We start from the raw sequence: 26,663 nt of genomic DNA, 5'->3' as shown, positions 1-26,663 counted from the left end.
AAACAATATAAAATGCGAAGTCAAACAATAGAGAGAAGATTTGGTGATGCAAAAGAGCAGCATGGTATGCGATGGACGAGATATAGAGGACATGACAAAGTTTCCATGGATACCACGCTAATTTGTGCTGCCATGAATCTTAAAAAAATAGCAATGTGGTTAGTAAAAGGCCCGGTAATGGTCTGAAAGACCACTGCTTTTTTGAAAAATAACTATATAAATAAAAATAAACAAACCTTACGCATTAATTTGCGCAAGGTTTGTCTACGTTCTGAAACCATACTGAATATTCAGTATGGTTTACATTAATATCAAAGATTTAACAAGAAATTGTTATTTTAATTATTCATGATCATGGTCATGATCGTCCATTTCAGTATTAACTACCTCTTCAATCATATCCCATTCTTCATCAGTTTCTACTGGTAAGAATTTTCCACCTTCACCATTTTCATCTGGTTCATTAATCATAGGTACTAATTCTATCAGATCATCATCATCTGACTCTGCCCCTTCTTCTGCAAGAATGACATATTCTTTTTTGAATTCTGGATGGAAGAATTCTAATACTTTGCGGTATAAGACTTCATTACCTTCTTCATCATATAAAGTAAGTAACTCCTCTTCGTTGTTAATTTCTAATTGAGAATCGTGATTATGTTCTGTCATTATTAAACGCTCCTTTTTATTGTAATGAATCTAAATAGCCTTGTAATATAAATACTGCTGCCATTTTATCGATTACTTTTTTTCGTTTCTGTCTAGAAACATCTGCTTCAAGCAGTGAACGTTCTGCAGCCATAGTGCTTAATCGTTCATCCCACATTATTATTTCTAATGATGGCAATGCTTCTTGAAGTTGCTCCTTGTATTGTAACGAAGCCTCGCCTCGAAATCCAATAGAATTGTTCATATTTTTTGGTAACCCGATTACAACGGTACCAACGTTATCTCTTTTTATAATTTTCACCAATGCATCAATACCTAATTCATTGTTCTCTTCGTCTATACGGAGTGTATCTAATCCTTGGGCTGTCCAACCCATCAGATCACTTATTGCAATGCCAACAGTCTTACTACCTACATCTAACCCTATAATTTTATGTTTTAACATAAATTAATTTGATTTCTCTTGCAAATAGTTTGAAACGAGTTCTTCCATAATATCATCGCGGTCAATGCGACGTATTTGATTTCTTGCTTCATTATTGCGTGGAATATAAGCAGGATCTCCTGATAATAAGTAACCAACGATTTGATTTACAGGATTATATCCTCTTTCTTCTAATGTATTATAGACATTTTGTAATACTGTTTTGACATCTTCTTTTGGAATTTCATCATAATTAAATTTCATTGTTTTATCAAAATTTTCCATTGTTCTTACACTCCTTTTGTATCGAGTAAAAAAGTTCTTATCCATATTCTACCTTAGAATTGTACCAACTTATAGAGATTTAATGTAATCTTTAATGAAACGTAATGATTCTGTTATGTTTTCTGGTTGCGTTCCGCCACCTTGTGCCATATCAGGACGACCGCCACCTTTACCGCCAACAATTGGAGCCATATTTTTAATTAAATCGCCCGCTTTAACTTTATCTGTTAATGTTTTTGGTACGGTAGCAACTAAAGCCACCTTACCATCTATATTGCTAATAAGTACAATAACAGTGTCTTGTAATTTTGATTTAAAGTCATCCATCGTTTCGCGAATCACTTTAGCATTTGGAACTTCTACTTCTGTTGCTAATACTTTTAATCCATTAATTTCTTCTACTTGATTTGTAATATCGCCCATTTTCAAAGATGTGATTTCTTTATTTTTTTGTTCGAGCTGTTTTGAAAGTTCTTTTTCATCAGCTTGCATTTGTTGAATTTTATCTAGTACTTGATCATCTACTTTTACTTTAACTTGAGATTTAACTGCGTTAAATTGTGATTGAATTGTTTCTAAGTATAGAAAAGCGGATTTCCCAGTGAATGCTTCAATTCTACGTACACCAGCACCTGTACCAGACTCACTTACGATTTTAAACAATCCAATTTCTGATGTATTGTTCACATGAATACCACCACATAATTCAATTGAAAATGGAGCCATATTAACTACTCTTACGATATCTCCATACTTTTCACCGAAAAGTGCCATCGCCCCAAGTTGTTTAGCATCAGAAATTGGCATTTCCTGAATATCTACGTCAATACTATTCCAAATTTCTTCATTCACTCTACGTTCGACTGTATCAATTTCATCTTTTGACATTGGACCAAAGTGAGAAAAGTCAAATCTTAAACGATCTGCTTCAACAAGTGAACCAGCTTGGTTAACATGATCTCCGAGTACTTCTTTTAGTGCGGCATGTAATAAATGGGTTGCGCTATGATTTTTCTTAATGGAACGACGTTCTTTATGATTTACACTTGCTGAAACTTCAGCATCCTTCTTAACCGTACCAAATTGGATCTCACCTTTGTGTAAATTTTGTCCGTTTGGTGCTTTTGTTACTTCAGTAACTGCAATTTCAAAGTTTTCATTACTAATCGTGCCTTGGTCAGCCACTTGTCCACCACTTACAGCATAAAAAGGTGTTTCATGCAGAATAAAGTATATTGTCTCTCCAGCTTCTGCAGAATCTACAATCTCACCATTGTGAATAATGTCTGTGATAGACGTAGCCTTATCCATTACATCATACCCTACGAATGTACTATCTGTTGTAATTTTTTTCAATACTTCACTTTGGATTTGCATAGATTGTGAATTTTGTCGTGCTTGTCTAGCTCTATCTCTTTGTTGTTGCATCTCTTCTTCGAAAGTTTGCATATCTACAGTTAAATTTTCTTGTGTAGCAATTTCTTCAGTTAATTCGACTGGAAAGCCATATGTGTCATATAATTTAAAAGCATCTTTACCACTAATTTCATGTGTAGCTTTTTTCGCTTGTGCTACTAAATTATTTAAAATTGCTAGACCATCTTCCAACGTTTCATGGAATCGCTCTTCTTCAGATTTAATAACTCGTTTGATAAAGTCTGATTTTTCTTTAACATTTGGATAATAAGGTTCCATAATTTCAGCTACAATATCCACTAATCGATACATAAATGGTTCGTTTATATCTAACGACTGGCTAAATCTTACAGCACGACGTAATAGACGACGTAGCACATAACCTCTGCCTTCATTAGCTGGTAGCGCGCCATCTGCAATGGCGAATGCAATTGTACGTATATGATCAGCAATGACTTTGAATGCGACATCATAACTATTATCTTCCAAATACTTTTTACCAGAAACTACTTCTACCTCATGAATTATAGGCATGAATAAGTCCGTTTCATAATTTGTGCGAACATTTTGAGCAAGGGATGTCATTCTCTCAAGTCCCATGCCAGTATCAATATTCTTGTTAGGTAGTGGCGTATAAGTATGATCTTTATTATGGTTAAATTCACTAAATACTAGGTTCCAAACTTCTAGAAAACGTTCGTTTTCTCCACCAGGATACATTTCTTCTGCGGGATCATCTTGGCCATAAGTTTCACCACGATCATAGAAAATTTCAGTATTAGGGCCTGATGGACCTTCACCAATATCCCAGAAGTTACCCTCAATACGAATAATACGGCTTTCTTCTATACCGATGTCTTCATTCCATATTCTATATGCCTCAACATCTTCTGGATGAATGGTAACATATAGAAGTTTTGGGTCCATCGCCATCCATTTTTCACTTGTCAAAAATTCCCATGCAAATTCAATGGCTTCTTGCTTGAAGTAATCTCCAATTGAAAAATTTCCTAACATTTCAAAAAATGTATGATGTCGCGCAGTGAAACCAACATTTTCGATGTCATTTGTTCGAATAGCCTTTTGTGAATTTACAATTCTTGGTTTTCTAGGTGTTTCTCTACCATCAAAATATTTTTTTAATGTGGCTACACCAGAGTTAATCCACAACAGTGAATCATCATCAATGGGTACTAATGGCGCAGAAGGTTCTACCATGTGACCTTTTTCTACAAAAAAATCTATAAAATTTTGTCTAATTTCACTTGCTTTTAAGTTTTTCATACTTATTATTCCTCCATCTCAACTCAAGTTAATTCCAAAAAAGAAAATAAAAAACGCCCATCCTCATAAAAGGGACGAACGTTTCGCGGTACCACCCTAGTTATAAGTGTTAGCAAATCTATGCAATCCAAATTGTAAATATGATACAAAACAGACGATTCACTTAAATTTACCATTGTACACTTATCACTTAATTAGTTATTATGCTTTCTGACACAAAGTAGCGTTCAACTATCTCAACTGTACTTTTCACCAACCAGTACATCTCTTTTTGTTATCAAATAGTCTACTCATCTTTATGTGAAGTTAATTATATTGTATTTATTTTCTTTGTTAATGTCAATCTTCAACAAAGTCATACGGCGAAATATCTCCCATATTAATCATCGGGTTAATTTTAAATATATTGTCTTCTGTTAAAATGATGTCTGCATCAAAAGCGTTACTTGTTTCTTCCCCTTCAGTAGTCATATCATTGTTGAAGTATGCTTTTAAAAATGAGCATAATTGTGTCATTCTGACTTGACCATGTGTTTTTAGGGCTATATCAAATGCTTGTGGATCCCCTAAAAACACGAGCGATTGTTTTGCTCTTGTTAGACCAGTATATAATATAGGCTTTTGTAACATTCTAAAGTATTGTTTTACCATAGGCATGATTACAATTGGAAATTCAGACCCTTGTGATTTATGAATAGAAGTGCAATATGCATGTGTTAATTCGATTAAGTCTTGACGCACAAACGTTATTTCATTACCTTCAAAATCAACAACCAACACGTCTTTGTTAAGCGCATTTTCCTTCGCCCAAAAAATACCTACTATGACACCAATATCACCGTTAAAAATATTATCACTTGGTCGATTTACGAGTTGTAATACTTTATCGCCTTTTCTAAATACAACATCTCCAAATTCTATTTCACGAGTGTCTTTTTCTTTAGGATTTAAAATATCTTGTAATACCATGTTTAATTTCTTAATACCCGCAGAGCCTTTATACATGGGTGCTAGAACTTGAATATCGCTCATGTCATAACCTTTATTAACAGCACTAGAAACTACTTTTTCTACAAACGATGGAATTTGATCCGTAGCACAATTTATAAAATTCCTATCATGAAACCGTTGCGTTATATTTATTGGTTCACCTAATTTCATTTGATGTGCTAATTGAATAATACTAGAACCGTCTTGTTGTCTATAAACTTCCGTTAAATTGACACGAGGAATCACTTTTGAATCTATCAAATCTTTAAAGACTTGGCCTGGTCCAACTGAAGGTAATTGGTCCTCATCGCCTACTAATATAACTTGCGCGTCTATAGGAACGGCACTTAAGAATTGATGAAATAACCAGGTATCTACCATAGACATTTCATCAATGATGATTAATTTTGCTGATATCTCATTTTCTAAAATATCTTCTGGTTGTGTATCTTGGTTCCATCCTATCAAGCGATGAATCGTCATCGCTTCTAGTCCGGTAGATTCGGCTAAGCGTTTCGAAGCTCTACCAGTCGGTGCACCTAAAACGACTGGATAATCATCGTTTTGATAATCGTCATAATTTAATGAAAGCCCGTGAATCTCTGCGTATAATTCTACTATACCTTTGATAACAGTTGTTTTACCTGTACCAGGACCACCGGTAAGCAACATTATTTTAGAGTTTATAGCCGTTTGTAATGCATCTTTTTGGGAATTCGCATAGTTCACTTGGTTTCGTTCTTCAATTTCCCCAATTTCCATTAAAAGATCTGATTGTTCAATTTGCTTTAGCTTATTCGTATAGACATAGTTACGATAGAGATTTTGAACACTTTTTAATTCTGAATAATATAAACTTGGTATGGCGACTTCGTGCTCTTGTTGAATTAATTTTGTATCCTTAACCAATTCTTGTAACACATTTTCTAGTTGTTGTATTTCAATTATTTCACTGGGCGCTTGTGAAAGCATTTCTTGAGTCATTTCTAGTACATTCTGAGTCGGTAAATACGTGTGCCCCTGTTTAATACACTCTTCTTCTAGTACATATAATAAGCCTGCTTTAAGTCTTTCCACATCATTAAATTGTATCCCAACATTACGTGCTAATGTGTCCGCTTTATTAAATCCTATTCCTTTTACATCATATACAAGTTGATACGGCTTATATTCAACTACTTTTAGTGTTTCTCCTAAGTAAGCTTGATAAATAGACATTGCTAATTTAGGTCCAAATCCTAAATCGTGTAACCGAATTATAATTCGTTCAGTTTCTTGATTACTAGCAATTTGTTCGGCTATTTGCTTTTGTTTTTTCTTAGGTAAACTAGGTACCTTTTCCAAAACTGTTGGATCATTTAAAATGTCGCTAATTGCATTTTCACCGAGTTTATTGACGATACTTTGTGCGGTTTTCTTACCTATACCTTTAAATAAATCACTTGATAAATAACTGATAATTGCCTCTTTAGTTTGTGGTAATTCTTTTTCAAATGTTTCAGCTTTAAGTTGCTTACCATATTTTGGATGCGTGACAACTTGGCCTTTAAATGTATAAACATCACCTTCAGCAATTTCTGGGAAAAACCCTACTATTGTAGGCATTGAATCAAATGTTTCGCTAGATTCAATCGTATCAACTTTCAAAACCGTATAAAAGTTTTCTTTATTTTGAAATAAAATCGCATCAACGGTTCCTTTAATCATTGAATTATTAAATAATGTAGGGTCTCCCATCAGTTATTCCTCCTCTGCAATAGCTTTAAAAGTCTTTATAGCATGTTGACTCATAACATGCTCTGGATTTGTTGCTACAGCATCTTCAAAGTATTGTATCGCTTTAGCTGTATCTTCTGTTTGCATGTATGTTGCTAAACCTAAATTATATAGTGCATCTGAATGCTTTTCATCAATTTCTAACACATATTTCAGTTGTTTGATCGCTTGCTCAAACATTTCTAAATGGCAAAGTACGAGACCATATTGAAATTGAGCCTCAACATCTTGTCGATTGTCCTGTTCCGCTGCAGTCATTAAAAAAGGTAAAGCTTCTTTATATGCTTCTAATTGATTAAATGACATACCTATCATATAGTTAGTATCTACTATATCTACATTAAATTTCAATGCCTGTTGATATAACTTAATCGCTTCTTTAAAGCGACCTTCGTTATAATATACGTTTCCGAGGTTGTAGTAGATAGCTCCATTTTGTGGGTCTAAGGTAATCGCACGTTGAAAGAATTTCTCCGCTTTGTCTACCTCCCTCGCTTCTGCCAATAAGATGCCAGCATTTATGTAATTTTCTACTTCTTTTGGATTTGCTTCTATATTTTCAAATAATGCTTTGAGTGCTTCTTCAAAATTACCTTGCTTAATTAATTGATAAATGTGTTCTTGATCCATTTCTATCCCTCATTTCTGACTTTTAATTATAACATTTGGCGGAATATTTGAAATATCAATTTTCAAAAAAAATCGCTAGTTCCTATCTTAAATAGTCTACTAACGATTTCAATTAAAATACATGTGAAGTATTTATACGACGTAACTTAATTGACCTGATTCTTTATACACATCATCAATTGTTGCGCCACCTAAACAAATATCTCCATCATACAATACTACAGATTGACCTGGTGTAATCGCGCGTACTGCTTCATCAAATATAACGCGTATTGCATTATCATTTTCTCTTTTCACAAATACTTTCGTATCTTTTTGACGATATCTAAATTTGGCTGTACATTTAAAGCCGTTTTCTAAATCCACATCATTTACAAATGAAACATCAGATGCAATAAGGTAATCGCTATATAACGCTTCATGATGGAAACCTTGTTCCACATATAAAACATTGTCCGTTAAATTTTTACCTACTACAAACCATGGATCTCCATCGCCACCAATACCTAAACCATGACGTTGACCAATCGTATAATACATTAAACCAGCATGTGTGCCTATTTTCTCACCTTCTAGTGTACGCATTTCACCACTTTGCGCTGGTAGATATTGTGATAAGAACGTTTTAAAATTACGTTCACCAATGAAACAAATTCCAGTTGAATCTTTCTTTTTAGCAGTAGCTAAATCCTGTTCTTCAGCAATTCGACGTACTTCGCTTTTCTCAATATCTCCTATTGGAAACATTACATGAGATAATTGTGTTTGAGATAATTGATTTAAGAAATAAGTTTGGTCCTTATTATTATCGACACCTCGTAACATTTCAACGTGACCATCTTCATGACGACGCACGCGTGCATAATGCCCTGTTGCCACAAAGTCCGCGCCAAGTTTTAGTGCATGTTCTAAAAATGCCTTGAATTTAATCTCTTTATTACACATTACATCTGGATTTGGAGTTCGCCCTTTTTTATATTCGTCTAAGAAATAAGTAAATACTTTATCCCAATATTCTTTTTCAAAATTAACTGCATAATATGGAATGCCAATTTGATTACATACAGCGATAACATCATTATAATCTTCAGTTGCAGTACAAACGCCATTTTCATCCGTGTCATCCCAATTTTTCATAAATATGCCAATGACGTCGTATCCTTGTTCTTTCAATATGTGTGCCGTAACTGAACTATCTACGCCGCCTGACATGCCAACAACTACACGTATATCTTTATTTGACAACTATATTTCCTCCTTAAATTTATGATAAATTTTGTGTATTTCTGTAGCTATATATTTAACCTCTTGTTCGGTTGTTTGTTCGTTAAAGCAAAATCTAACTGAATGCTTTGCTCGCTCATCGTTACTATACATCGCTTGCAACACATGTGAAGGTATCGTAGAACCTGCTGTACATGCCGAGCCTGAGGATACATAAATATTAGATAAGTCTAATAGTGTAAGCATCGTTTCTACATCTATAAAAGGTAGAAATAAATTAATAATATGTCCAGTCGAATTTGTCATCGAACCATTTAGTTCGAATGGTACGGAGCGCTCTTGTAATGATACCAAAAATAAATTCTTTAAATTCATTAGATGTACATTGTTTTCATCTAGATATTCATTTGCTAACTTAACTGCTTCGGCTAAGCCAACAATTTGTGGTACATTCTCAGTACCAGCTCTACGCTTCGCTTCTTGCTCTCCACCTAATTGTTGATTTTTCAATGTGGCATCATCTTTTAATAAAAGCACGCCTACGCCCTTAGGTCCACCAAATTTATGTGCAGTTATACTCATTGCATCAATATTAAATTCATGAAAATCTATTTCTAAATGCCCTACAGCCTGAACTGCATCAACATGGAATAATGCACCCGTTTGAGAAACGATTTCATCTATATCATACATTGGTTCAACTGTACCAACTTCATTATTAACAAACATAATTGAAACTAAAATCGTTTCATCTGTAAGCGCATTGCTTAATTGATTAAGATCAACTAGACCTTGTTTATCCACGTCTAAATAAGTAACTTCAAAACCTTCTTTTTCAAGTTGTTCAAATACATGGAGTACCGAATGATGTTCAATCTTAGTTGTAATGATATGCTTACCCTTATGCATATGTTCATATGCTATCCCTTTTATCGCAGTGTTATTAGATTCAGTTGCACCACTTGTAAAGACGATTTCACTAGGTTTGGCATTAAATGATTTAGCTATTGAACGACGTGCATCGTCTAAGTATTTTCTTGCATCTCTACCCATACTATGAATCGAAGATGGATTACCAAAATGCACTGAATATACTTCCATCATTTTATCAATCACTTCTTGTTTGACGGGTGTTGTTGCAGCATAATCTGCATATACTTCCATGTTAGACACTCCTTATGTTTTAATCAATGTTCCAATAATAGCACCATATATATTATTTTTCTACTTGTCTGTTTCATAATGACCATTTTCATCAATATTTTTAAAATCCTTTAATAATTGCACTGTGTTTTCCATATTGATTTTATGATTACTATTCATTGTAACATTTATCAGTTGTTTATTTTTAATTGTCCAATGCGTCGCCTTAAAATGTGTTTGCAAATACGTATCATGTGTAACAATAAATACTTGCCCTTTAAATCCCTCAATCATATTTAATATTAAGTCTTGTGTTGCAATATCAAAATAATTAGTTGGTTCATCAAGTATAAGTAAATTGGGGTTTGAAAAATATAAAAGTACAAATTGTAATCTTCCTTTTTCACCCATGGATAACGTACGAATCGTCTGATGGATTTTATCTTTATTAAATCCAAAGGACGCTAATATCGTTTGTGCATTACTACGCGTCATGTGCTCGAGTGATAACACCATATCTAATGGAGATTGATTATAATTTAAATTATTATTTTGTTGGTCAAAACAAGCAATTTTTAACGAGGGTGTTATATAAACACGACCTTCATCAGGTTTGACTTTCTGCCTTATGAGTGCAATTAATAATGATTTCCCACTACCATTAGATCCTGTTAACAAAATATTTTCTTCATTTTTTATTTCAAAATCAATCGCATTATAAATTATTTTTTGGTCAGCGCATTTAGATACGCTATCAAATTTCACTAAAACGCGTTTACGAAATTGCTGTGAATCCTTAAAATAATAATTCTTATCATCATGTTCTGGAGCAAGTAATTGTTTATCGTTTATTTTATGTTCTAATTGAGACTTTTTCATCTTGGCTTTTTGTGCAAGTTTGCTAAGGCGTTTTTGTTGATTTGGATCACGAACACTTGCCGACGCTTTGGCGGATGCGTGCCATTCATTGATACGTTGTATTGACTCTTCCAGTGCCTTAACTTCTTTTTGTTGCTTTTCATAGGCTTTGTATTGTGATTGGAGTTCTAAATCCTTAACTACTTTATACTGATTATAATTACCTTTAAACTTTCTAGTTTCTTTATCCGTAATTTCATATACATGACTAGCAGTTTGATTGATAAAACCTCTATGATGTGAAACATAAACTATCGTTTGCTTAGATTTATTAATTGCTGATATTAAGTCATTTAACCTGTCCTGATCAAGATGATTTGTAGGTTCATCTAACATTATGAACGCTTTTTCAGATATGAAGGCTCTTACCAAAGCGACACTTGTTTGTTGTCCACCGCTTAATAATTGAATTGGTTTATTCAAATCTTGTTCGCTGAGATTGAAACGTTTTGCAAGAGTGATTATTTTTTGTTCGATTTCATAGCCACTTAAAGCAATGTAGTCGCCTATCTTGTCATAATCATTTTCAATCTTCATTCGCAACGCTGCAACTTTTGGAAAAACAGAGATAATAAAGTCTATCCCGGTTTCATTTAACACATCAGTTAAATCTTGTTTCATTAAATATGACTGATTTGAAAATTTTGAATGCATAGCATTTAACAACGTTGACTTACCGACACCATTATCACCAATTATTGCAATATGTTCTCCTGGTTCAACTTCAATATTTACTTCATTTATTAATACTCTACCGAACTGTTCGAACGGCTTTAGTGAAAAATAAAAAGACATATCATTACTCCTCTCAACGGATATGACACATCTTTAAACATTATAACTGTATAAATCTCGTTTTATACAAAATACTATTTAGACATAGACATATCCCATATAAGTTTATGTTCTCGATTTCGTTTATTAATTACTTTATGAGTCTTGTCCATAGTATTTTTCTTATGCCACCTAACATTTTAATTTTATTTATTATAACAATGAGCAATTTCTTACGCAAGTTTAATATGCACTGTTATACTTCATTATATTAGTTATCTGAAGGAGGATTATGTTGCAAATGAAAAGTTTAAAGTTATCGGCACTTAATTTAGTACCGATTCGCGAAGGTCAGGATGACCAGAATGCGATAGAAGATATGGTAACATTAGCACAAAAATTAGAAACATTAGATTATGAACGATATTGGATTGCCGAACATCATAATGCACCTAATCTAGTAAGCTCAGCAACTGCATTATTAATTCAACATACATTAGAACATACTTCAAAAATACGCGTTGGTTCTGGTGGTATCATGCTACCAAATCATGCACCTTTAGTCGTAGCTGAACAATTCGGTACTATGGAAACGGTATTTCCAAATCGAGTTGATTTAGGCTTAGGACGTGCACCAGGTACAGATATGATGACCGCTAGCGCATTACGTAGAGATCAACATAATGGCGTTTATGAATTTCCTGAAGAAGTTGAACAACTTGCAACTTACTTCGGCCCAGCAAATAAACAAGCATACGTGCGTGCATATCCTGCGGTTAACAAAAATGTACCCCTTTATATTCTTGGTTCTTCTACAGATTCAGCACACTTAGCTGCACGTAAAGGACTACCCTATGTTTTTGCAGGTCATTTTGCACCTCAACAAATGAAAGATGCCATAGAAATATATAAAGAGCTATTTGAACCATCTGAAATATTAAGTGAGCCTTATGTTATTGTTTGCCTAAATGCTATTGTCGCTGATACAGATGAACAAGCTGAATACCTATCAACAACTCAAGCACAAGTGATGGTCAGTATCACGAGAGGTAGAATGCAACCTGTTCAGCCACCGACAGATGATTTAAGAGGTTTATTAACGCCTACTGAATATGAATTAGCCAAACAAAGAATGGGACAATCATTAATTGGCTCAGAAGAAACAGTAAAAGCTAAATTAAGTTCATTCATCGAAGAACATGGTGAAATAGATGAATTGATGGCAATCAGCTATATCTATGACCAAGAAGCGCAGGTTGAATCTTACCGTAAATTAAAAAAAGTAATCAATGCTTTATAATCTTGATGTAAATTAATACACTTAAATTTCTCAATTAAGTAGAACTAGAGGTATCTTAAGTAAAAATTTCTGTTGTTTCATCTACTAATATTTAATTGCAAATTCGTTTTTTAAAAGGAATATGATTTCCCACACCCTCTATCAATACAATCGCAAAAAGCACAACTTACCTTCAAGTAAGTTGTGCTTTGCTTTAACCAAATTAACAAAACTTTATTTCTCGTCTTTTTTATCATCTTTATTATCGTTGTCACTGCCACCAGTGAATTTATCGATTTGTTCAGATGCTTGTTTTGCTTTCTCGTTATCTGTATCTTTTAATTTATCTGATACGTTTTTTGCTGCTTCTTTTGCTTTGTTTAAGAAATTTTCAGCCATGTAAATCGCTCCTTTAAACTAAAGAATAAGTAAAAACTATTTTTTGAATTTATCAATAACGTCGTTTGCTTTATCTTTTGCATTTTCTACAAACTCTTTAGCTTTACCAGAAGTTTTATCTTCTTTACCTTCATTTTCTAAATCTTTATTGTCAGTAACGTTACCAACTGTTTCTTTCACATTACCTTTTGCTTGTTCAAATTTATTTTCGTCTGCCATAATGATTACCTCCTTACGATATATATTACCTATACCACCATATTTAGTAATTAAACACGAAAATATAGATTTTTTTCATTTCCCACAAAAAGTTAATCAAATACTATTAAATAGTATTAATTATCTGTTAAATATAAAACATATATCCATCTAAATTATTTGTTTCTTTATATTCAGCTAAATATTTTAATGATGTATTATCTAGTACTTCTCTTACTGCATCTCTCATCCTAATCCAAAGTTGTTTTTGTGCCGGTGGTTCTGAATCTATGCTTTCTACAAATGTGATAGGACCTTCTAACAAACGAATAATATCACCCGCTGTTATTTCTTCAGATGGAACTCTTAATTGATAACCACCTTTTGCACCACGAACACTTCGAATTAATCCAGCATTTCTCAATGGACCGACCAATTGTTCTAGATACAGATCACTCAAACTATTTTCTTCTGCTATAGATTTTAATGATACACACCCTTGACCTTCTTTTTTAGCAAGAGATATCATAAGTGTTAACCCATATCTTCCTTTAGTTGAAATTTTCATTACATTACCTCACTTAATTCGAATACTATATATTAACATTCTATCATTTTTTAAGTTAATATAGAATTAGAAAGGTGTGAAAGATTGTGACAAACGAACCATTAGCGTCAAGAATGCGACCAAGTAATATTGATGAAATCATTTCACAAGGACATTTGGTTGGACCAAAAGGTATTATTAGAAGAATGGTTGAAACTAAAAGACTATCATCAATGATATTTTATGGACCTCCAGGAATTGGTAAGACAAGTATTGCTAAAGCTATTTCTGGGAGTACACAATTTAAATTCAGACAATTAAATGCTGTAACTAATACTAAAAAAGATATGCAACTTATCGTAGAAGAAGCCAAAATGTCTGGACAAGTTATTTTGTTACTAGATGAAATTCATCGATTAGATAAAGCTAAGCAAGATTTTTTATTGCCACACTTAGAAAATGGAAAAATCGTATTAATCGGTGCGACGACATCAAATCCATATCATGCCATAAATCCGGCTATTCGCTCTCGTGCTCAAATATTTGAATTATATCCCCTAGATGAAAATGATGTCAGGGTTTCACTCGATAGAGCTTTAAATGATTCCGAAAGAGGTTTAGCTAATTACAATCCTAACGTTGATGAAGATGCGATGGCTTATTTCACTACACAAAGCCAAGGTGATGTAAGAAGTGCATTAAATGCATTAGAACTCGCTGTCTTAAGTTCAGAAACTACTAATAATCAGCGTCATATTACTTTACAAGATGCAAAAGATTGTCTACAAAAAGGTGCTTTTGTAAGCGACAAGGATGGAGACATGCATTACGATGTTATGAGTGCTTTTCAAAAATCAATTCGTGGTAGTGATGTGAATGCTGCTTTACATTATCTTGCACGCTTAATTGAAGCTGGAGATTTGCCAACCATCGTAAGAAGATTGTTAGTGATTAGTTTTGAAGATATCGGCCTGGCTTCTCCAAGTGCAGGACAGCGAACACTCGCTGCAATTGAATCAGCAGAACGATTAGGTTTCCCTGAAGCCAGAATTCCATTGAGCCAAGCAGTCATCGAGCTTTGTTTATCTCCAAAATCGAACTCAGGTATTGCTGCCATTGATGCTGCACTTTCTGATATTAGGAAAGGACATATCGGCCAAATTCCAGATCATTTAAAAGATGGTCATTATGCTGGTGCAAAAGAGCTCGGCCGGTCTATTGGCTATAAATATCCACATAATTATGAAAATGGCTTTGTTGTGCAACAATATCTACCAGATAAATTAAAAAACAGAATTTACTATGAACCAAAAAGCACATCAAAAACCGAACAACAATTTAAGACTGTATTTGATAACATAAATCAATCACAACATAAAAAATAAAGCCTAAGACATGAATATTGTCTTAGGCTTTATTTTTATATAAATTATTTTTTATCTTTTATTCTCGTTACGGGAATATCTTTTAAAATGTTATTTACTACATAACTTGCACAAATTAACCCTACTACACTTGGTACAAATGCATTAGAGGAAGGTGGAATCTGTGCTTTTCTTGTTGATGCATTAGCATCGCCAACTGTATCTTTAACATCTTCCCTAATTACAATTGGACTCTCATCTGAAAAGACGACTGGTATCCCTTTATGAATGCCTAATTTTTTTAATTTCCTACGAATGATTTTAGCCATTGGATCCATATATGTTTCAGAAATATCCGCTATTTGAAATTTTGTTGGATCTGTTTTATTTGCAGCTCCCATACTTGAAATTACAGATATACCTCTATTTAAACACTCATGCATCAAGTGAACTTTATACATAATTGTATCACTTGCATCAACAAAATAATCGATATCGTAATTGTTAAATAATTCTTCGTATGTGTCTTCTGTATAAAACATGTGCAATGATGTTACTTTACAATCAGGATTAATGAGCTTAATACGTTCTTCCATCAATGTCACTTTACTTTGTCCTATTGTCGTTGTCAAAGCGTGAATTTGTCTATTCACATTTGTAATATCAACATCATCTTTATCTATAAGTATGATGTGTCCAATATTCGTACGTGCAAGAGCTTCAGCTGCAAATGAGCCTACACCTCCGACACCCAAAATAACGACTGTTTTTTGTTTTAATAAATCCAAACCTTCTTGGCCATAGGCTAATTCATTTCTTGAAAATTGGTGTTTCATGTCATGCTCCTTAATAAATATAAATATTTAATCTAACTCAAAACCAAAAATTCATTTTAATAATATATGTGAGTTCATAAGTTTATACATAATAAATTGATATCAAAAAAATACGCAAGACCGAAGTCTTGCGTACCGATAGAGTCCGTTAGTGCCGTAGTTATAAAATGCTTGATCATTCGGCCTGCTTATAACAGGTGGGTGCCCTGTTTCTTGTTTTGCAAGTCCTCCTAATTGAGGCGTGTGCGCTGCAAGAAAACCCATTGGGCTCCCGGATCAAAGAGTGTTAGGCCCAAATATGAAGCAAACTTACGAACACTACAGATGACTATCTTATGGAATAATCATAACACAATATTTAAATATAGCAAGAATTATAACTTCTCACATGCATTAATGACGTATACGCAATGATAGTTCTTCTAGTTGACTTTCAGAAACTTCACTTGGTGCATCCGTTAACAGACATGTGGCTGAAGCTGTTTTAGGGAAAGCAATTGTATCTCTTAAATTCGTACGACCTGTTAGTAACATGACTAAACGATCTAAACCTAATGCAATACCGCCATGTGGAGGCGCGCCATATTTAAAGGCATCAAGTAAGAAACCAAATTGTTCCTGAGCCTGTTCTTCAGTAAAACCTAAGACTTCAAACATTTTTGATTGTAGCTCTGCATTATGAATTCTGATTGATCCACCGCCCAGTTCATAACCATTTAGTACAACATCATAAGCATTCGCTTGTGCATTTTCAGGTTCATTATCTAATTTTTCTATATCTTCTTGTTTAGGTGCAGTGAAAGGATGATGCGCTGCAGTATAACGTTTTAAGTCTTCATCATATTCAAGCAAAGGCCAATCCGTTACCCACAAGAAATTTAGTTTAGATTCATCTATTAAATCTAATTCCTTTGCAAGTTTCAGTCTTAGCGCACCTAGACTTTGTGCTACTACATTAGGTTTGTCAGCAACAAATAATACTAAATCACCAGCTTGAGCGTGTGTAAGTGTCTGTAATTTTTCTACATGTGCTGAATCAAAGAATCTAGCGATTGGGCCACTCAAGCCATCATCAACTACTTTAACCCAGGCCAACCCTTTCGCGCCGTAAATGTTTACAAATTCAGTCAAGACATCAATGTCTTTCCTAGTATATTGATCAGCTGCCCCATTCGCGACAATAGCTTTAACTTGTCCATCATTGTTTACTGCATCTTTAAATACTTTAAAGTCCATTTCGTGCCCAAGTTCTGATACATTAATTAATTCCATATCAAAACGTGTATCTGGTTTATCGGAACCAAAACGTTCCATCGCTTCGCTATATGTCATTCTTGGGAATGGACGTGGAATTTCAATATTTTTCACATCTTTTACGACGTTGTGCAACATTTCTTCACCCATATCCATAACGTCTTCTTGATCAACAAAACTCATTTCGATATCGACTTGTGTAAATTCAGGTTGGCGGTCAGCACGTAAATCTTCATCACGGAAACATTTAACAATTTGATAGTATTTATCAAAACCACTAATCATTAGCAACTGTTTAAAAATTTGTGGTGATTGTGGCAATGCGTAAAATTCACCATCATGCACACGAGATGGTACTAGGTAATCACGTGCACCTTCGGGCGTTGATTTAGTTAAAACTGGTGTTTCAATATCAAAAAATCCTTCTTTATCTAAATATTGTCTTATAGCACGTGTCGTTTGATGTCTCATTTTAAAAGTTTGTGCCAATTCTTGACGTCTTAAGTCAAGGTATCTATATTTTAATCGAATGTTTTCATCTACGTTTTGATTTTCTTCATTAATGGCAAAAGGAGGTGTTTCAGATTTATTAATAATATTAATGTCAGATACCTGTACCTCTACTTGCCCAGTTGCAATTTTAGGGTTTACTGTTTGTGGGTCACGTTTTTTAACTAACCCTTTTACCTCTACAACATATTCTGATCTAACTGTTTCAGCTATTTTTAGTGCGTCTTCAGAAAAATCAGGATTAAATACTATCTGAACATATCCTTCACGGTCACGTAAATCAACGAAAATTAATCCGCCTAAGTCTCTACGATTGTGTACCCAACCTTTCAATGTTACTTCTTGGTCTAATAATGATTCGGTTACTAAACCACAATATGTTGTGCGTTTACTCATATTATCTTCTCCCTATTTTGTAAAGTAATCTACTAATTTATCTAAAACGATGGTTTCACTGTCACCTGATTGCATATTTTTAATATTAATTTTATTTTCTTGTAATTCTTGTTCACCGATGACAATTGTATAATTCGCGTTCAATCGATCTGCCTGTTTCATTTGTCCCTTAACTTTACGTTGTAGATAATCTTTATCTGCTTTAACACCGTTTTTACGTAAATCATTAAGTATTTTAACAGCAAAGCGATCTGCTTCATCTCCCATAGTAGCAATAAATAAATCAAAGTCATAATCGACATCTAATGCTATGTTTTCTTCGTCAAGCGCTAGTAGTAATCTTTCGATACTTAATGCAAATCCTATACCAGTTTGACTTGGGCCATCCAAAAGTTCCAATAGGCCATTATAACGTCCGCCACCACATAACGTTGTAATTGCACCATCGTAATTTGGGTTATCGATCATTAACTCAAATGCTGTATGTGTATAATAATCGAGTCCTCTCACTAAATTTGGATCTTCCACATACGGTACTTCTAAATCATCCAAGTGTTGTTTTACCTCGGCATAATATTGTTTAGATGATTCATTTAAAAATTCTGTGATCCTTGGCGCAGTTTTTACTGCTTCTTTATCTTTGTCTATTTTACAATCTAATATTCTCATTGGATTCGTGTGGAGCCTAGCTTGACAATCACTACAAAAATCATCAATAACTGGTTCGAAATGTTTAACTAATGCATCATTATACTCTTGGCGCGTATCAATATCACCAATACTATTAATGACTAGTTTTAAATGTTTTAGTCCAAAAGATTGATAAATGTGCATTGCCATTGCTAATACTTCAGCATCGATCCCTGGGTTTTCAGCACCTATTGCTTCAACACCAAATTGTGTGAATTGACGATAACGGCCTTTTTGTTTGCGTTCATATCTAAACATCGGGCCATTATAATAAAGTTTAATCGGTTGATTAGGTAAGCCTTGCATTTTATTCTCAATGTAGGAACGAACTACTGCAGCAGTACCTTCTGGACGTAGTGTAATACTCCGATCACCTTTATCCTTAAATGTGTACATTTCTTTTTGAACAACATCTGTAGAATCACCAACGCCACGTGCAAATAATTCTGTACTCTCAAAAATAGGCGTACGAATTTCTTGGTAATTGTATAGTTCCATTAGTGCATCTAATCTTGCTTCTATAAAGCGCCATCTCTTAGTTTCTTTTGGTAAAATATCTTGCGTCCCTCTAGGTATATTGATCATAGAATCTCTCCTTTTATGCAATAAAAAAACCCTTGCATGACTTATAGTCATACAAGGGACGAATTTCCGTGTTGCCACCCTAATTGGTTATAAAAGTTAAATTTATAACCCACTTCATACGATTAACGCTCGCTACTCGACTTTTAATAAAGCACCTGTTCTTGTGTTAAAGATTTCTACTTTACTCTGCATAATTTTTCAGCCATGAATTATGTCTCTTCACATATAAAATGCTACCATTTCAAATAAAAATTTCAAGAATCATATCGGTTTTAATATAGTATTCGTATATTATGATAACGACTTTATCATAATTATGCAAGCTTTTTATTCTGAAAAGTAGGCCCGCAGCCCTTCAATAATTGCTTGTTCTACTATATGACGATGCAATTTTTCTGTAATCATATCTTCATCTGTCGGATTACTTATATAACCCAATTCTAATAATACCGCTGGTACATTGGTTTGTCTCAATACTTGGAAATTTTCTTGTCTTGCACCTTTATTAGTTAATAAAGCTTTTTTCTGCAAACTCGCACTTAAGGTTTCTGCCAATGGTTTTTGATTATCTTTAAACCAATAGACTGTGCTACCGTTTGCTTTGGATGATTTAAGTGAATCATTATGTATACTAATATAAGCATCACCTTTAATATTACGGTCATCAAGTGTGACATACGTATCAGACTCCCGCGTCATATCTACGTTCGCACCTTCTTTTTCAAGAAGCACCTTTAATTCTTTAGCCGTTTTTAAAGTATATACTTTCTCTTTACTATTTTTATGTGTATTACTTGATGCACCCTGGTCACTGCCACCATGACCAGGATCAAGTACAATGGTTTTATCTTTTAAAGTTTTGGCATTGACATTTTTATCTGCTTGAATATCTAAATTGGTATGCCAACCAGCCACCCAACCCTTATCTTTACCATTACTGGATAAAACTTCTATCCATTTACCAGTTTTGCCTATTTTTTGGAAATTTTGTCCTTTGTCAATCGAATGAATTTCTGGATAAATAGCGCTAGGTCCAGTTCGTAATTCGGCATCTTCAGTAATATATATTGTACTACTGTCTTCATCATTATGATTTAAGAAAGCAATTACTATAAATATAAATAGTACAAATGCAACAACAACAATAAGTGTGGAGAAGTTCCTAAGACTATGTTTTTCTAACCAAGCATTGAATTTGTTCATATGATTTTGCCATCCTGACTTTCATAAATAATCGTCACAGGACCATCATTGGCTATATCAACAAGCATATCAGTACCAAACTCACCCGTTTGTACATTAATACCATACGAACGTAATGTATCATTGAAATGTTCATATAATTCATTCGCTCGATCTGGTGACATCGATTGTGTAAATCCTGGTCTATTTCCTTTCCTAACATCTGCATATAAAGTGAATTGCGAAATAGATAATATTTCACCATTAACTTGTTGTAAATTCAGATTTAATTTACCTTCTGCATCTTCAAACAAACGTGCATTAACTATCTTTTTTGCTATTGCAGCACTATCTGATTCGGTAGATGTTTTTCCAACACCAACTAGTAAACAATAGCCTTTTTTTATTTTATTTTCTACAGAGTCATTCGTGACTGAAGCCTGTTTAACTCTTTGGAGTACGATTTTCATTTGGTTGCACCTCTAATTCCAAACTCTAGTGACTGTATATACATCGCCGAGTTGTTTAATTTTATCTACAACTTGGTAAACTTCATTTACGTTTTTTACCATAACACTAATATTAATCACTGCATTTTTGTCAATATCAGAACGCCCTGAAACCTTCACTAAATTACTATGCGTAGAATTAACTGCTTGTAACACTTCATTTAAAAGCCCATTTCTATCGTATGCAGAAACTTCTAAATCTACTTGATAACGTTGTGTCGAATCTTTGGAGCGCACCCATTCAACATGAATGAGTCTTTCTTTTTCATTTTTGATATTTGGGCAATCAGTTCGATGGACCTTGATGCCATGACCTTTAGTGATATAACCAACGATATCATCTCCAGGTATAGGATTACAACATTTTGATAATCTAATTAAGACATTTTCAATACCTTCTACATATACACCACTATCGGTTGTTATGTCATCTTTGATTGGCACTGATTTAGTGATTTCTTGCGCTTCATTTAATGCTTTTTGTTTATCAATAATACGTTGTTTCTCAGTTAATTTATTAACAATTTGCAGGGCCGTTACACCACCAAAGCCAACAGCAGCAAACAAATCATCTTCATTTGCAAAATTATATTTATCATTTACAACTTCTATATTATTTTCTGTTAGTACACTATCAACTCTAAATCCTTGATCCTTAATTTCCGCTTCAATCATGAACTTACCTTTTTCAATATTTGAAGATCTGTCTTGTTTTTTAAAGAAACTGCGAATTTTACTTTTGGCGCTTGAAGATTTAACTATTTTCAACCAATCTCTACTTGGGCCATAAGAATGTTTACTTGTTCTAATTTCAACAATATCCCCAGTTTGTAAGATGTAATCAATCGGTTCGATTTTTCCATTTACTTTTGAACCAATCATTTTATTACCTACTTCACTATGCACTGCATACGCAAAATCAATAGGGACGGCACCATACGGTAATTCTATAACATCACTTTCTGGTGTAAAAGCGTATACCTTATCACTTTGTAAATCAAATTTGAGCGTCTCCATAAACTCTTCCGCATCAGACGTCGTATTATCAGTTTCTGCTAATTCCTTAATCCAATTCAGTTTATTATTGAAATTTTGAGTCTTCTCGGTAACTTTCTTACCTTCTTTATAAGCCCAATGTGCTGCCACACCATGCTCTGCTATTTCATGCATTTCAAATGTTCTAATTTGAATTTCCAATGGATCTCCATTTGGGCCTACGACTGTAGTATGTAATGACTGATACATGTTCTGCTTGGGCATTGCTATATAATCTTTAAATCTACCAGGCATTGGTTTCCATAGCGTATGTACTAATCCTAATACGGCATAACAATCATTTATTGAATTGACAATGATACGAATTGCCAATAAATCAAATATTTGATCGAATTGTTTCTTTTGTTTGACCATTTTTCTATAAATACTGTATATATGTTTGGGACGACCATTAATATCTCCTACAATATTCATATTCGTTAAATCAGATTGTATTTGGTTAATCGCATTTTGAATGTATTCTTCTCTTTCGCTGCGTTTCTTTTTCATTAGATTAACGATTCTGAAATATTGAACAGAATCTGTATATCTTAATGCTGTATCTTCTAATTCCCATTTAATCGTATTAATACCTAAACGATGTGCTAATGGTGCATAGATTTCTAGTGTTTCTTTAGAGATTCTGATTTGCTTTTCCCTTGGCATAGCTTTCAATGTTCTCATATTATGCAAACGGTCAGCTAGTTTAACTAATATGACACGTACATCTTTAGCAATAGCAATAAATAATTTTCTATGATTTTCTGCTTGTTGCTCTTCTTTTGATCGATATTTCACTTTTTTTAATTTTGTAACACCTTCGACGATTACTGCAATTTCTTCATTGAACATGCCTTTCACGTCATCAAATGTATACGGCGTATCCTCTATGACATCATGTAAAAAGCCGGCAACTATTGTTGGACCATCTAAATGCATTTCTGTTAAAATTCCTGCAACTTGAATTGGATGCATAATATAAGGTAATCCATTTTTTCGAAATTGGCCTTCATGTGCTTCATACGCTATATGATAACTTTTTAATACAAATTCATAATCTTCTTTTGATAAGTAAGATTTTGCCTTGGATAGTACTTCATCTGCACTATATGGATATTCATTGTTCACTTAAGTCACCCCTATACTAAATATTTATCGCTATGAGATACCCAGTCTTATATTTAGCTTCCATTCATTCATTTATTTAATTACGATTGTAACGTATTTTTTACGTTAATTGGCCAAATTTTGTATAATAGTTATATAATACTACATGTTAATAAATAAATAAATGCGTATGCCATACTAATGGAAAAATACAATTTAAAATTATTCAATTTAAGGTATAGTAAACTTCTTTAGTTATATAGTTTTAAATAAAAAAGCCAGATGACACATGTCTCATAATGTGTATATCTGGCTTCATTTTTAAAATAATTTAACTTTTATATGAGATTAGACTCATAACATCATAGTCTTTAATTTTATCAATTCCATTCAAATATTTGAGTTCAATAATGAATGCTATGCCAACCACAATACCGCCTAGTTTCTCTACAAGCTTAATTGCCGCTTCAATTGTTCCGCCTGTAGCAAGCAAATCATCAGTGATTAATACGCGTTGTCCTGGTCTTATAGCATCTTTGTGCATCGTTAATACATTCGTACCATACTCTAAATCATATTCATAGCGAATGACTTCTCGTGGAAGTTTGCCTTCTTTTCGTACTGGAGCAAATCCAATGCCCATTGAATATGCCACAGGACAGCCGATAATAAAACCACGTGCCTCTGGACCGACGATAACATCTACGTCTCTATTTTTCGCATAATTTACAATTTGATCGGTTGCATAACCATATGCTTCACCATTATCCATGATTGTAGTAATATCTTTAAAATTCACACCCGGTTTTGGCCAATCTTCAACTTCAGACACATATTGTTTCAAATCCATTCAAACTTCCTCCTATTTATCAACCAGTTCAGTTTTAATCCATTGTTTTAAATTAGTGAAATCATCATAAAGTAGAATTTTTTCTACTTCTATTCTCTCGAGTCTTCCTTGATAATATTTACTAGATGCTATGTCTCGCTTTGTTGAAACATGATTCATCTTAACTATTCCATTTTCCTCTTTTATAAACTCTAAATCAAGAAAAACTTTTAGCATGAATTTAAGTATGCTAGGTTGTACATTTAAAAATTGAGATAATTGCATACCTTCTTTGGCTAAATCCGTTTCTTTTTTGGTTACTAAAGCTTTAAAACATTTTTTGAATGTTTCCATTTTTGGCATACCTTCAAAATATATTGAATGATCATGATTAAGTACTAGGTATATCTGTGAAATATCCACCGTTTTGAGTGTTGTCTTCAGAGCGTCAACAGATGGTGGTAAATCTAAAAATACGTACTTTTCATAAGATTGTTCTATTGCGTCACCATAATAGTAATAGTTAGTATCTAATTTTTTGTTTTTACTATGAATAAGATATGCAACATGTTTTGAACTTTGGTCAAATTCACTCACTTTACTTTTACTTCTATAATCTAATATTTGTAAATTATTACTGGCTAAATCTTGAATCATAAACTGTGGAGACTGAAATCCATTCCATTCGTTTATTTGAAGTGTTCCTATCACATTAATTGGTTGTTGTTCTCCTAACTCTTTAACAAGGTGACCATTTTGCCAAAATATTGCTGTTAATTGGCTTTCACCCATTACCAATTTTAAATGTTTTTTATCTTGTCCAATCGCTTTAGCTTGATTAACCATAATACCTTCTAATTCAAAACATGGGCTTGAAAAATCAGTGCCAAATGGTCTAAGTCTTTCAATATCTTGAATATACTTTATCGTTATATCAGATTCTGTAATTTTAACATCAATTTTTTTGTGTGGCTCTAGTGATATCGAAGATGTTAATTGTGTCATCCAATCATTAAGCCCTTGTCTTAATGCTTCGATATTTTCAATTGGCATCGTAATACCAGCAGCCATATGATGACCACCGAATTTTGTAATTAAATCTGAATGTGCATTTAAAATTTCAAACATTGAAACTTGTTCTATACTACGTGCTGAACCCTTGGCATGGTCTTGACCTTCATCAATATTTAGAATTAAGGTAGGTAAATTATATGTTTCTACAATTTTAGATGCTACAATTCCCAATACACCTTCATGCCAATCAGCTTGTGCTAACAGTAAAAACTTCGATCCTTGATTTACTTGTTCTTCTGCAGCAATTAGCGCCTCTTCGGTAATTTGAGCAACGATATCTTTACGTTCTTGATTAAAAAATTCAACTTGCTCTGCTAAAAATGCTGCTTCTTCATCATTAGTTGTCATCAATAATTCAGCAGCTAAAGCAGCGTCTTCAAGCCTACCTACAGCATTCAATCTAGGGCCAATAATAAATCCGATTGTCTCTTCTGTAATCACATCATTATAGCCTGCTTGCTTGAGCATTGCTTTTACTGACGCAGGACAATGGTTATTTAGAACTTCTAATCCCTTTTGGACAAGTGTCCTGTTTTCATCAGTCAATGAAACTAGGTCTGCAACTGTTCCAATTGCTACTAATCCTAGAAAATATGCTGGTGGCTCATCTAATAAACATTGCGCTAATTTATATGCGACACCTGCACCACACAGGTACTTGAAAGGATAGTCAAAGTCAGGATGCATTGGATGTACTATAGCATAAGCTTTGGGCATTGTTCTACCAATTTCATGATGATCTGTGACAATAACATCTACACCTAAATCTTGAATCATCTGTATTTCATCATGTCCTTGTATCCCATTATCTACTGTAATGATTAAAGCAATATCTTCTTCATATGCATTTTTAAATGCCATCTCATTTGGACCATATCCTTCTGAAAAACGGTTAGGGATATACCAACCAACATGTGCACCCAATGATTTTAATGTATCTACTAAAATAGTTGTTGAGGTTACACCATCTGCATCATAATCACCATAGACTAAGATTTTTTGATTTTGGTCAATAGCTAAATTAATACGTTCTATAGCCCTTTCCATATCACTCATTAACATAGCATCATGTATATTCTGAGCACCTTTTAATAAATCAATTATGGCATCTTTATCAGTAATTGCTTTACTTTCTAATATTTTTTTTACAATAGGAGTTAGTTTTAAATCTAATGAAACATCCTCTGTAATTTCATTTTCTGGCGATTTAACGTCCCAAGTATATTTTGATTTAATCATACTATTCTCCCTCATTTCCACAAGTCATTATACAAAAGAAATTCGAAAATAAAAAGTAGTTCCATTTAAAAGCTAAATTCAATTAACCAAATACCGC

Annotated in this window: 23 protein-coding genes and 1 other RNA gene; 3 read left to right on the top strand and 21 right to left on the bottom strand. The window is 33.5% G+C overall.

The window, feature by feature from the left end; translation table 11 throughout:
- On the top strand, positions 1-186 hold a 186-nt coding region (locus BTJ66_RS01525), incomplete at its 5' end, for a transposase (RefSeq protein WP_193433004.1).
- 156 nt (positions 187-342) lie between these two features.
- Here BTJ66_RS01525 and BTJ66_RS01520 read toward each other — a convergent pair.
- From BTJ66_RS01520 to sal, 9 genes are all read right to left on the bottom strand, one after another.
- Positions 343-669: a DUF1292 domain-containing protein gene (locus BTJ66_RS01520; RefSeq protein ID WP_017724645.1), complete on the bottom strand. Its 327-nt coding sequence runs from the start codon at positions 667-669 to the stop codon at positions 343-345.
- Between the two features lie 16 nt (positions 670-685).
- Positions 686-1,114 carry a Holliday junction resolvase RuvX gene (gene ruvX, locus BTJ66_RS01515; RefSeq protein WP_099089232.1) on the bottom strand — a complete coding sequence of 143 codons (429 nt, stop codon included), beginning with the start codon at positions 1,112-1,114 and terminating at the stop codon, positions 686-688.
- 3 nt (positions 1,115-1,117) lie between these two features.
- Positions 1,118-1,378, bottom strand: coding sequence for an IreB family regulatory phosphoprotein (locus tag BTJ66_RS01510; RefSeq protein WP_099089231.1), 261 nt, complete (start codon positions 1,376-1,378; stop codon positions 1,118-1,120).
- A gap of 69 nt (positions 1,379-1,447) precedes the next feature.
- Positions 1,448-4,078: an alanine--tRNA ligase gene (alaS, locus tag BTJ66_RS01505; RefSeq protein ID WP_099089230.1), complete on the bottom strand. Its 2,631-nt coding sequence runs from the start codon at positions 4,076-4,078 to the stop codon at positions 1,448-1,450.
- A 339-nt stretch (positions 4,079-4,417) separates the two neighbouring features.
- Entirely contained in the window at positions 4,418-6,805 is a 2,388-nt protein-coding gene (gene recD2 / locus BTJ66_RS01500) for an SF1B family DNA helicase RecD2 (RefSeq protein WP_099089229.1), read from the bottom strand.
- Between the two features lie 3 nt (positions 6,806-6,808).
- Entirely contained in the window at positions 6,809-7,474 is a 666-nt protein-coding gene (locus BTJ66_RS01495; protein WP_099089228.1) for a tetratricopeptide repeat protein, read from the bottom strand.
- 132 nt (positions 7,475-7,606) lie between these two features.
- Positions 7,607-8,719, bottom strand: a complete 1,113-nt coding sequence (gene mnmA / locus BTJ66_RS01490) for a tRNA 2-thiouridine(34) synthase MnmA (protein ID WP_099089227.1) — start codon at positions 8,717-8,719, stop codon at positions 7,607-7,609.
- Positions 8,720-9,862: a cysteine desulfurase family protein gene (locus BTJ66_RS01485; RefSeq protein WP_099089226.1), complete on the bottom strand. Its 1,143-nt coding sequence runs from the start codon at positions 9,860-9,862 to the stop codon at positions 8,720-8,722.
- A gap of 60 nt (positions 9,863-9,922) precedes the next feature.
- Positions 9,923-11,554: a Sal family ABC-F type ribosomal protection protein gene (sal, locus tag BTJ66_RS01480; protein ID WP_099089225.1), complete on the bottom strand. Its 1,632-nt coding sequence runs from the start codon at positions 11,552-11,554 to the stop codon at positions 9,923-9,925.
- Between the two features lie 280 nt (positions 11,555-11,834).
- Between sal and BTJ66_RS01475 the strand changes: the two genes are divergently transcribed.
- The gene (locus BTJ66_RS01475) at positions 11,835-12,833 is read left to right on the top strand and encodes an LLM class flavin-dependent oxidoreductase (RefSeq protein ID WP_099089240.1); all 999 of its coding nucleotides are present in this window, start codon (positions 11,835-11,837) and stop codon (positions 12,831-12,833) included.
- 213 nt (positions 12,834-13,046) lie between these two features.
- On the opposite strand, the gene BTJ66_RS13610 is transcribed toward BTJ66_RS01475, so the two are convergent.
- From BTJ66_RS13610 to cymR, 3 genes are all read right to left on the bottom strand, one after another.
- Positions 13,047-13,211 (bottom strand): hypothetical protein, encoded by a 165-nt coding sequence (locus BTJ66_RS13610; protein ID WP_167380371.1) that lies wholly within the window; start codon positions 13,209-13,211, stop codon positions 13,047-13,049.
- Positions 13,212-13,247: 36 nt separating this feature from the next.
- Entirely contained in the window at positions 13,248-13,430 is a 183-nt protein-coding gene (locus BTJ66_RS01470; protein WP_099089224.1) for a CsbD family protein, read from the bottom strand.
- A 127-nt stretch (positions 13,431-13,557) separates the two neighbouring features.
- Positions 13,558-13,977, bottom strand: a complete 420-nt coding sequence (gene cymR, locus BTJ66_RS01465; RefSeq protein ID WP_099089223.1) for a cysteine metabolism transcriptional regulator CymR — start codon at positions 13,975-13,977, stop codon at positions 13,558-13,560.
- A gap of 86 nt (positions 13,978-14,063) precedes the next feature.
- Here cymR and BTJ66_RS01460 point away from each other — a divergent pair, with 86 nt between their 5' ends.
- Complete coding sequence (locus BTJ66_RS01460; protein WP_099089222.1) at positions 14,064-15,341, top strand: replication-associated recombination protein A; 1,278 nt, start codon at positions 14,064-14,066, stop codon at positions 15,339-15,341.
- Between the two features lie 44 nt (positions 15,342-15,385).
- Here BTJ66_RS01460 and BTJ66_RS01455 read toward each other — a convergent pair whose 3' ends face one another.
- From BTJ66_RS01455 to recJ, 9 genes are all read right to left on the bottom strand, one after another.
- Positions 15,386-16,156, bottom strand: coding sequence for a tRNA threonylcarbamoyladenosine dehydratase (locus tag BTJ66_RS01455; protein WP_099089221.1), 771 nt, complete (start codon positions 16,154-16,156; stop codon positions 15,386-15,388).
- A 138-nt stretch (positions 16,157-16,294) separates the two neighbouring features.
- A non-coding RNA gene (gene ssrS / locus BTJ66_RS01450) (6S RNA) lies at positions 16,295-16,486 on the bottom strand.
- Between the two features lie 63 nt (positions 16,487-16,549).
- Positions 16,550-18,316 carry an aspartate--tRNA ligase gene (aspS, locus tag BTJ66_RS01445; RefSeq protein ID WP_099089220.1) on the bottom strand — a complete coding sequence of 589 codons (1,767 nt, stop codon included), beginning with the start codon at positions 18,314-18,316 and terminating at the stop codon, positions 16,550-16,552.
- 12 nt (positions 18,317-18,328) lie between these two features.
- Positions 18,329-19,591, bottom strand: a complete 1,263-nt coding sequence (gene hisS / locus BTJ66_RS01440; protein WP_099089219.1) for a histidine--tRNA ligase — start codon at positions 19,589-19,591, stop codon at positions 18,329-18,331.
- Between the two features lie 327 nt (positions 19,592-19,918).
- Positions 19,919-20,794 carry an N-acetylmuramoyl-L-alanine amidase family protein gene (locus BTJ66_RS01435; protein ID WP_099089218.1) on the bottom strand — a complete coding sequence of 292 codons (876 nt, stop codon included), beginning with the start codon at positions 20,792-20,794 and terminating at the stop codon, positions 19,919-19,921.
- On the bottom strand, positions 20,791-21,243 hold the full coding sequence (gene dtd / locus BTJ66_RS01430) for a D-aminoacyl-tRNA deacylase (RefSeq protein WP_099089217.1): 453 nt from the start codon (positions 21,241-21,243) through the stop codon (positions 20,791-20,793). The genes BTJ66_RS01435 and dtd overlap by 4 nt, the downstream gene beginning before the upstream one ends.
- A 12-nt stretch (positions 21,244-21,255) precedes the next feature.
- A complete protein-coding gene (locus BTJ66_RS01425) occupies positions 21,256-23,445 on the bottom strand; it encodes a RelA/SpoT family protein (RefSeq protein ID WP_099089216.1) in 2,190 nt (729 codons plus the stop codon).
- Positions 23,446-23,755: 310 nt separating this feature from the next.
- The gene (locus tag BTJ66_RS01420) at positions 23,756-24,274 is read right to left on the bottom strand and encodes an adenine phosphoribosyltransferase (protein WP_099089215.1); all 519 of its coding nucleotides are present in this window, start codon (positions 24,272-24,274) and stop codon (positions 23,756-23,758) included.
- Positions 24,275-24,286: 12 nt separating this feature from the next.
- Complete coding sequence (gene recJ, locus BTJ66_RS01415; RefSeq protein WP_099089214.1) at positions 24,287-26,566, bottom strand: single-stranded-DNA-specific exonuclease RecJ; 2,280 nt, start codon at positions 26,564-26,566, stop codon at positions 24,287-24,289.
- Positions 26,567-26,663 lie beyond the last annotated feature (97 nt).

The organism is Staphylococcus edaphicus (assembly GCF_002614725.1).
GTDB classification, from domain to species: Bacteria; Bacillota; Bacilli; order Staphylococcales; family Staphylococcaceae; genus Staphylococcus; species Staphylococcus edaphicus.
The sequence above is the reverse complement of the archived record's forward strand: the minus strand, read 5'-3'. Positions and strand labels throughout refer to the sequence as shown.

Coding starts and splice junctions, on each gene's coding strand:
- BTJ66_RS01520 (WP_017724645.1), bottom strand. CDS start 669: ATGACAGAACATAATCACGATTCTCAATTAGAAATTAACAACGAAGAG.
- ruvX (WP_099089232.1), bottom strand. CDS start 1,114: ATGTTAAAACATAAAATTATAGGGTTAGATGTAGGTAGTAAGACTGTT.
- BTJ66_RS01510 (WP_099089231.1), bottom strand. CDS start 1,378: ATGGAAAATTTTGATAAAACAATGAAATTTAATTATGATGAAATTCCA.
- alaS (WP_099089230.1), bottom strand. CDS start 4,078: ATGAAAAACTTAAAAGCAAGTGAAATTAGACAAAATTTTATAGATTTT.
- recD2 (WP_099089229.1), bottom strand. CDS start 6,805: ATGGGAGACCCTACATTATTTAATAATTCAATGATTAAAGGAACCGTT.
- BTJ66_RS01495 (WP_099089228.1), bottom strand. CDS start 7,474: ATGGATCAAGAACACATTTATCAATTAATTAAGCAAGGTAATTTTGAA.
- BTJ66_RS01485 (WP_099089226.1), bottom strand. CDS start 9,862: ATGGAAGTATATGCAGATTATGCTGCAACAACACCCGTCAAACAAGAA.
- sal (WP_099089225.1), bottom strand. CDS start 11,554: ATGTCTTTTTATTTTTCACTAAAGCCGTTCGAACAGTTCGGTAGAGTA.
- BTJ66_RS01475 (WP_099089240.1), top strand. CDS start 11,835: ATGAAAAGTTTAAAGTTATCGGCACTTAATTTAGTACCGATTCGCGAA.
- BTJ66_RS13610 (WP_167380371.1), bottom strand. CDS start 13,211: ATGGCTGAAAATTTCTTAAACAAAGCAAAAGAAGCAGCAAAAAACGTA.
- BTJ66_RS01470 (WP_099089224.1), bottom strand. CDS start 13,430: ATGGCAGACGAAAATAAATTTGAACAAGCAAAAGGTAATGTGAAAGAA.
- cymR (WP_099089223.1), bottom strand. CDS start 13,977: ATGAAAATTTCAACTAAAGGAAGATATGGGTTAACACTTATGATATCT.
- BTJ66_RS01455 (WP_099089221.1), bottom strand. CDS start 16,156: ATGAAACACCAATTTTCAAGAAATGAATTAGCCTATGGCCAAGAAGGT.
- aspS (WP_099089220.1), bottom strand. CDS start 18,316: ATGAGTAAACGCACAACATATTGTGGTTTAGTAACCGAATCATTATTA.
- hisS (WP_099089219.1), bottom strand. CDS start 19,591: ATGATCAATATACCTAGAGGGACGCAAGATATTTTACCAAAAGAAACT.
- BTJ66_RS01435 (WP_099089218.1), bottom strand. CDS start 20,794: ATGAACAAATTCAATGCTTGGTTAGAAAAACATAGTCTTAGGAACTTC.
- dtd (WP_099089217.1), bottom strand. CDS start 21,243: ATGAAAATCGTACTCCAAAGAGTTAAACAGGCTTCAGTCACGAATGAC.
- BTJ66_RS01420 (WP_099089215.1), bottom strand. CDS start 24,274: ATGGATTTGAAACAATATGTGTCTGAAGTTGAAGATTGGCCAAAACCG.
- recJ (WP_099089214.1), bottom strand. CDS start 26,566: ATGATTAAATCAAAATATACTTGGGACGTTAAATCGCCAGAAAATGAA.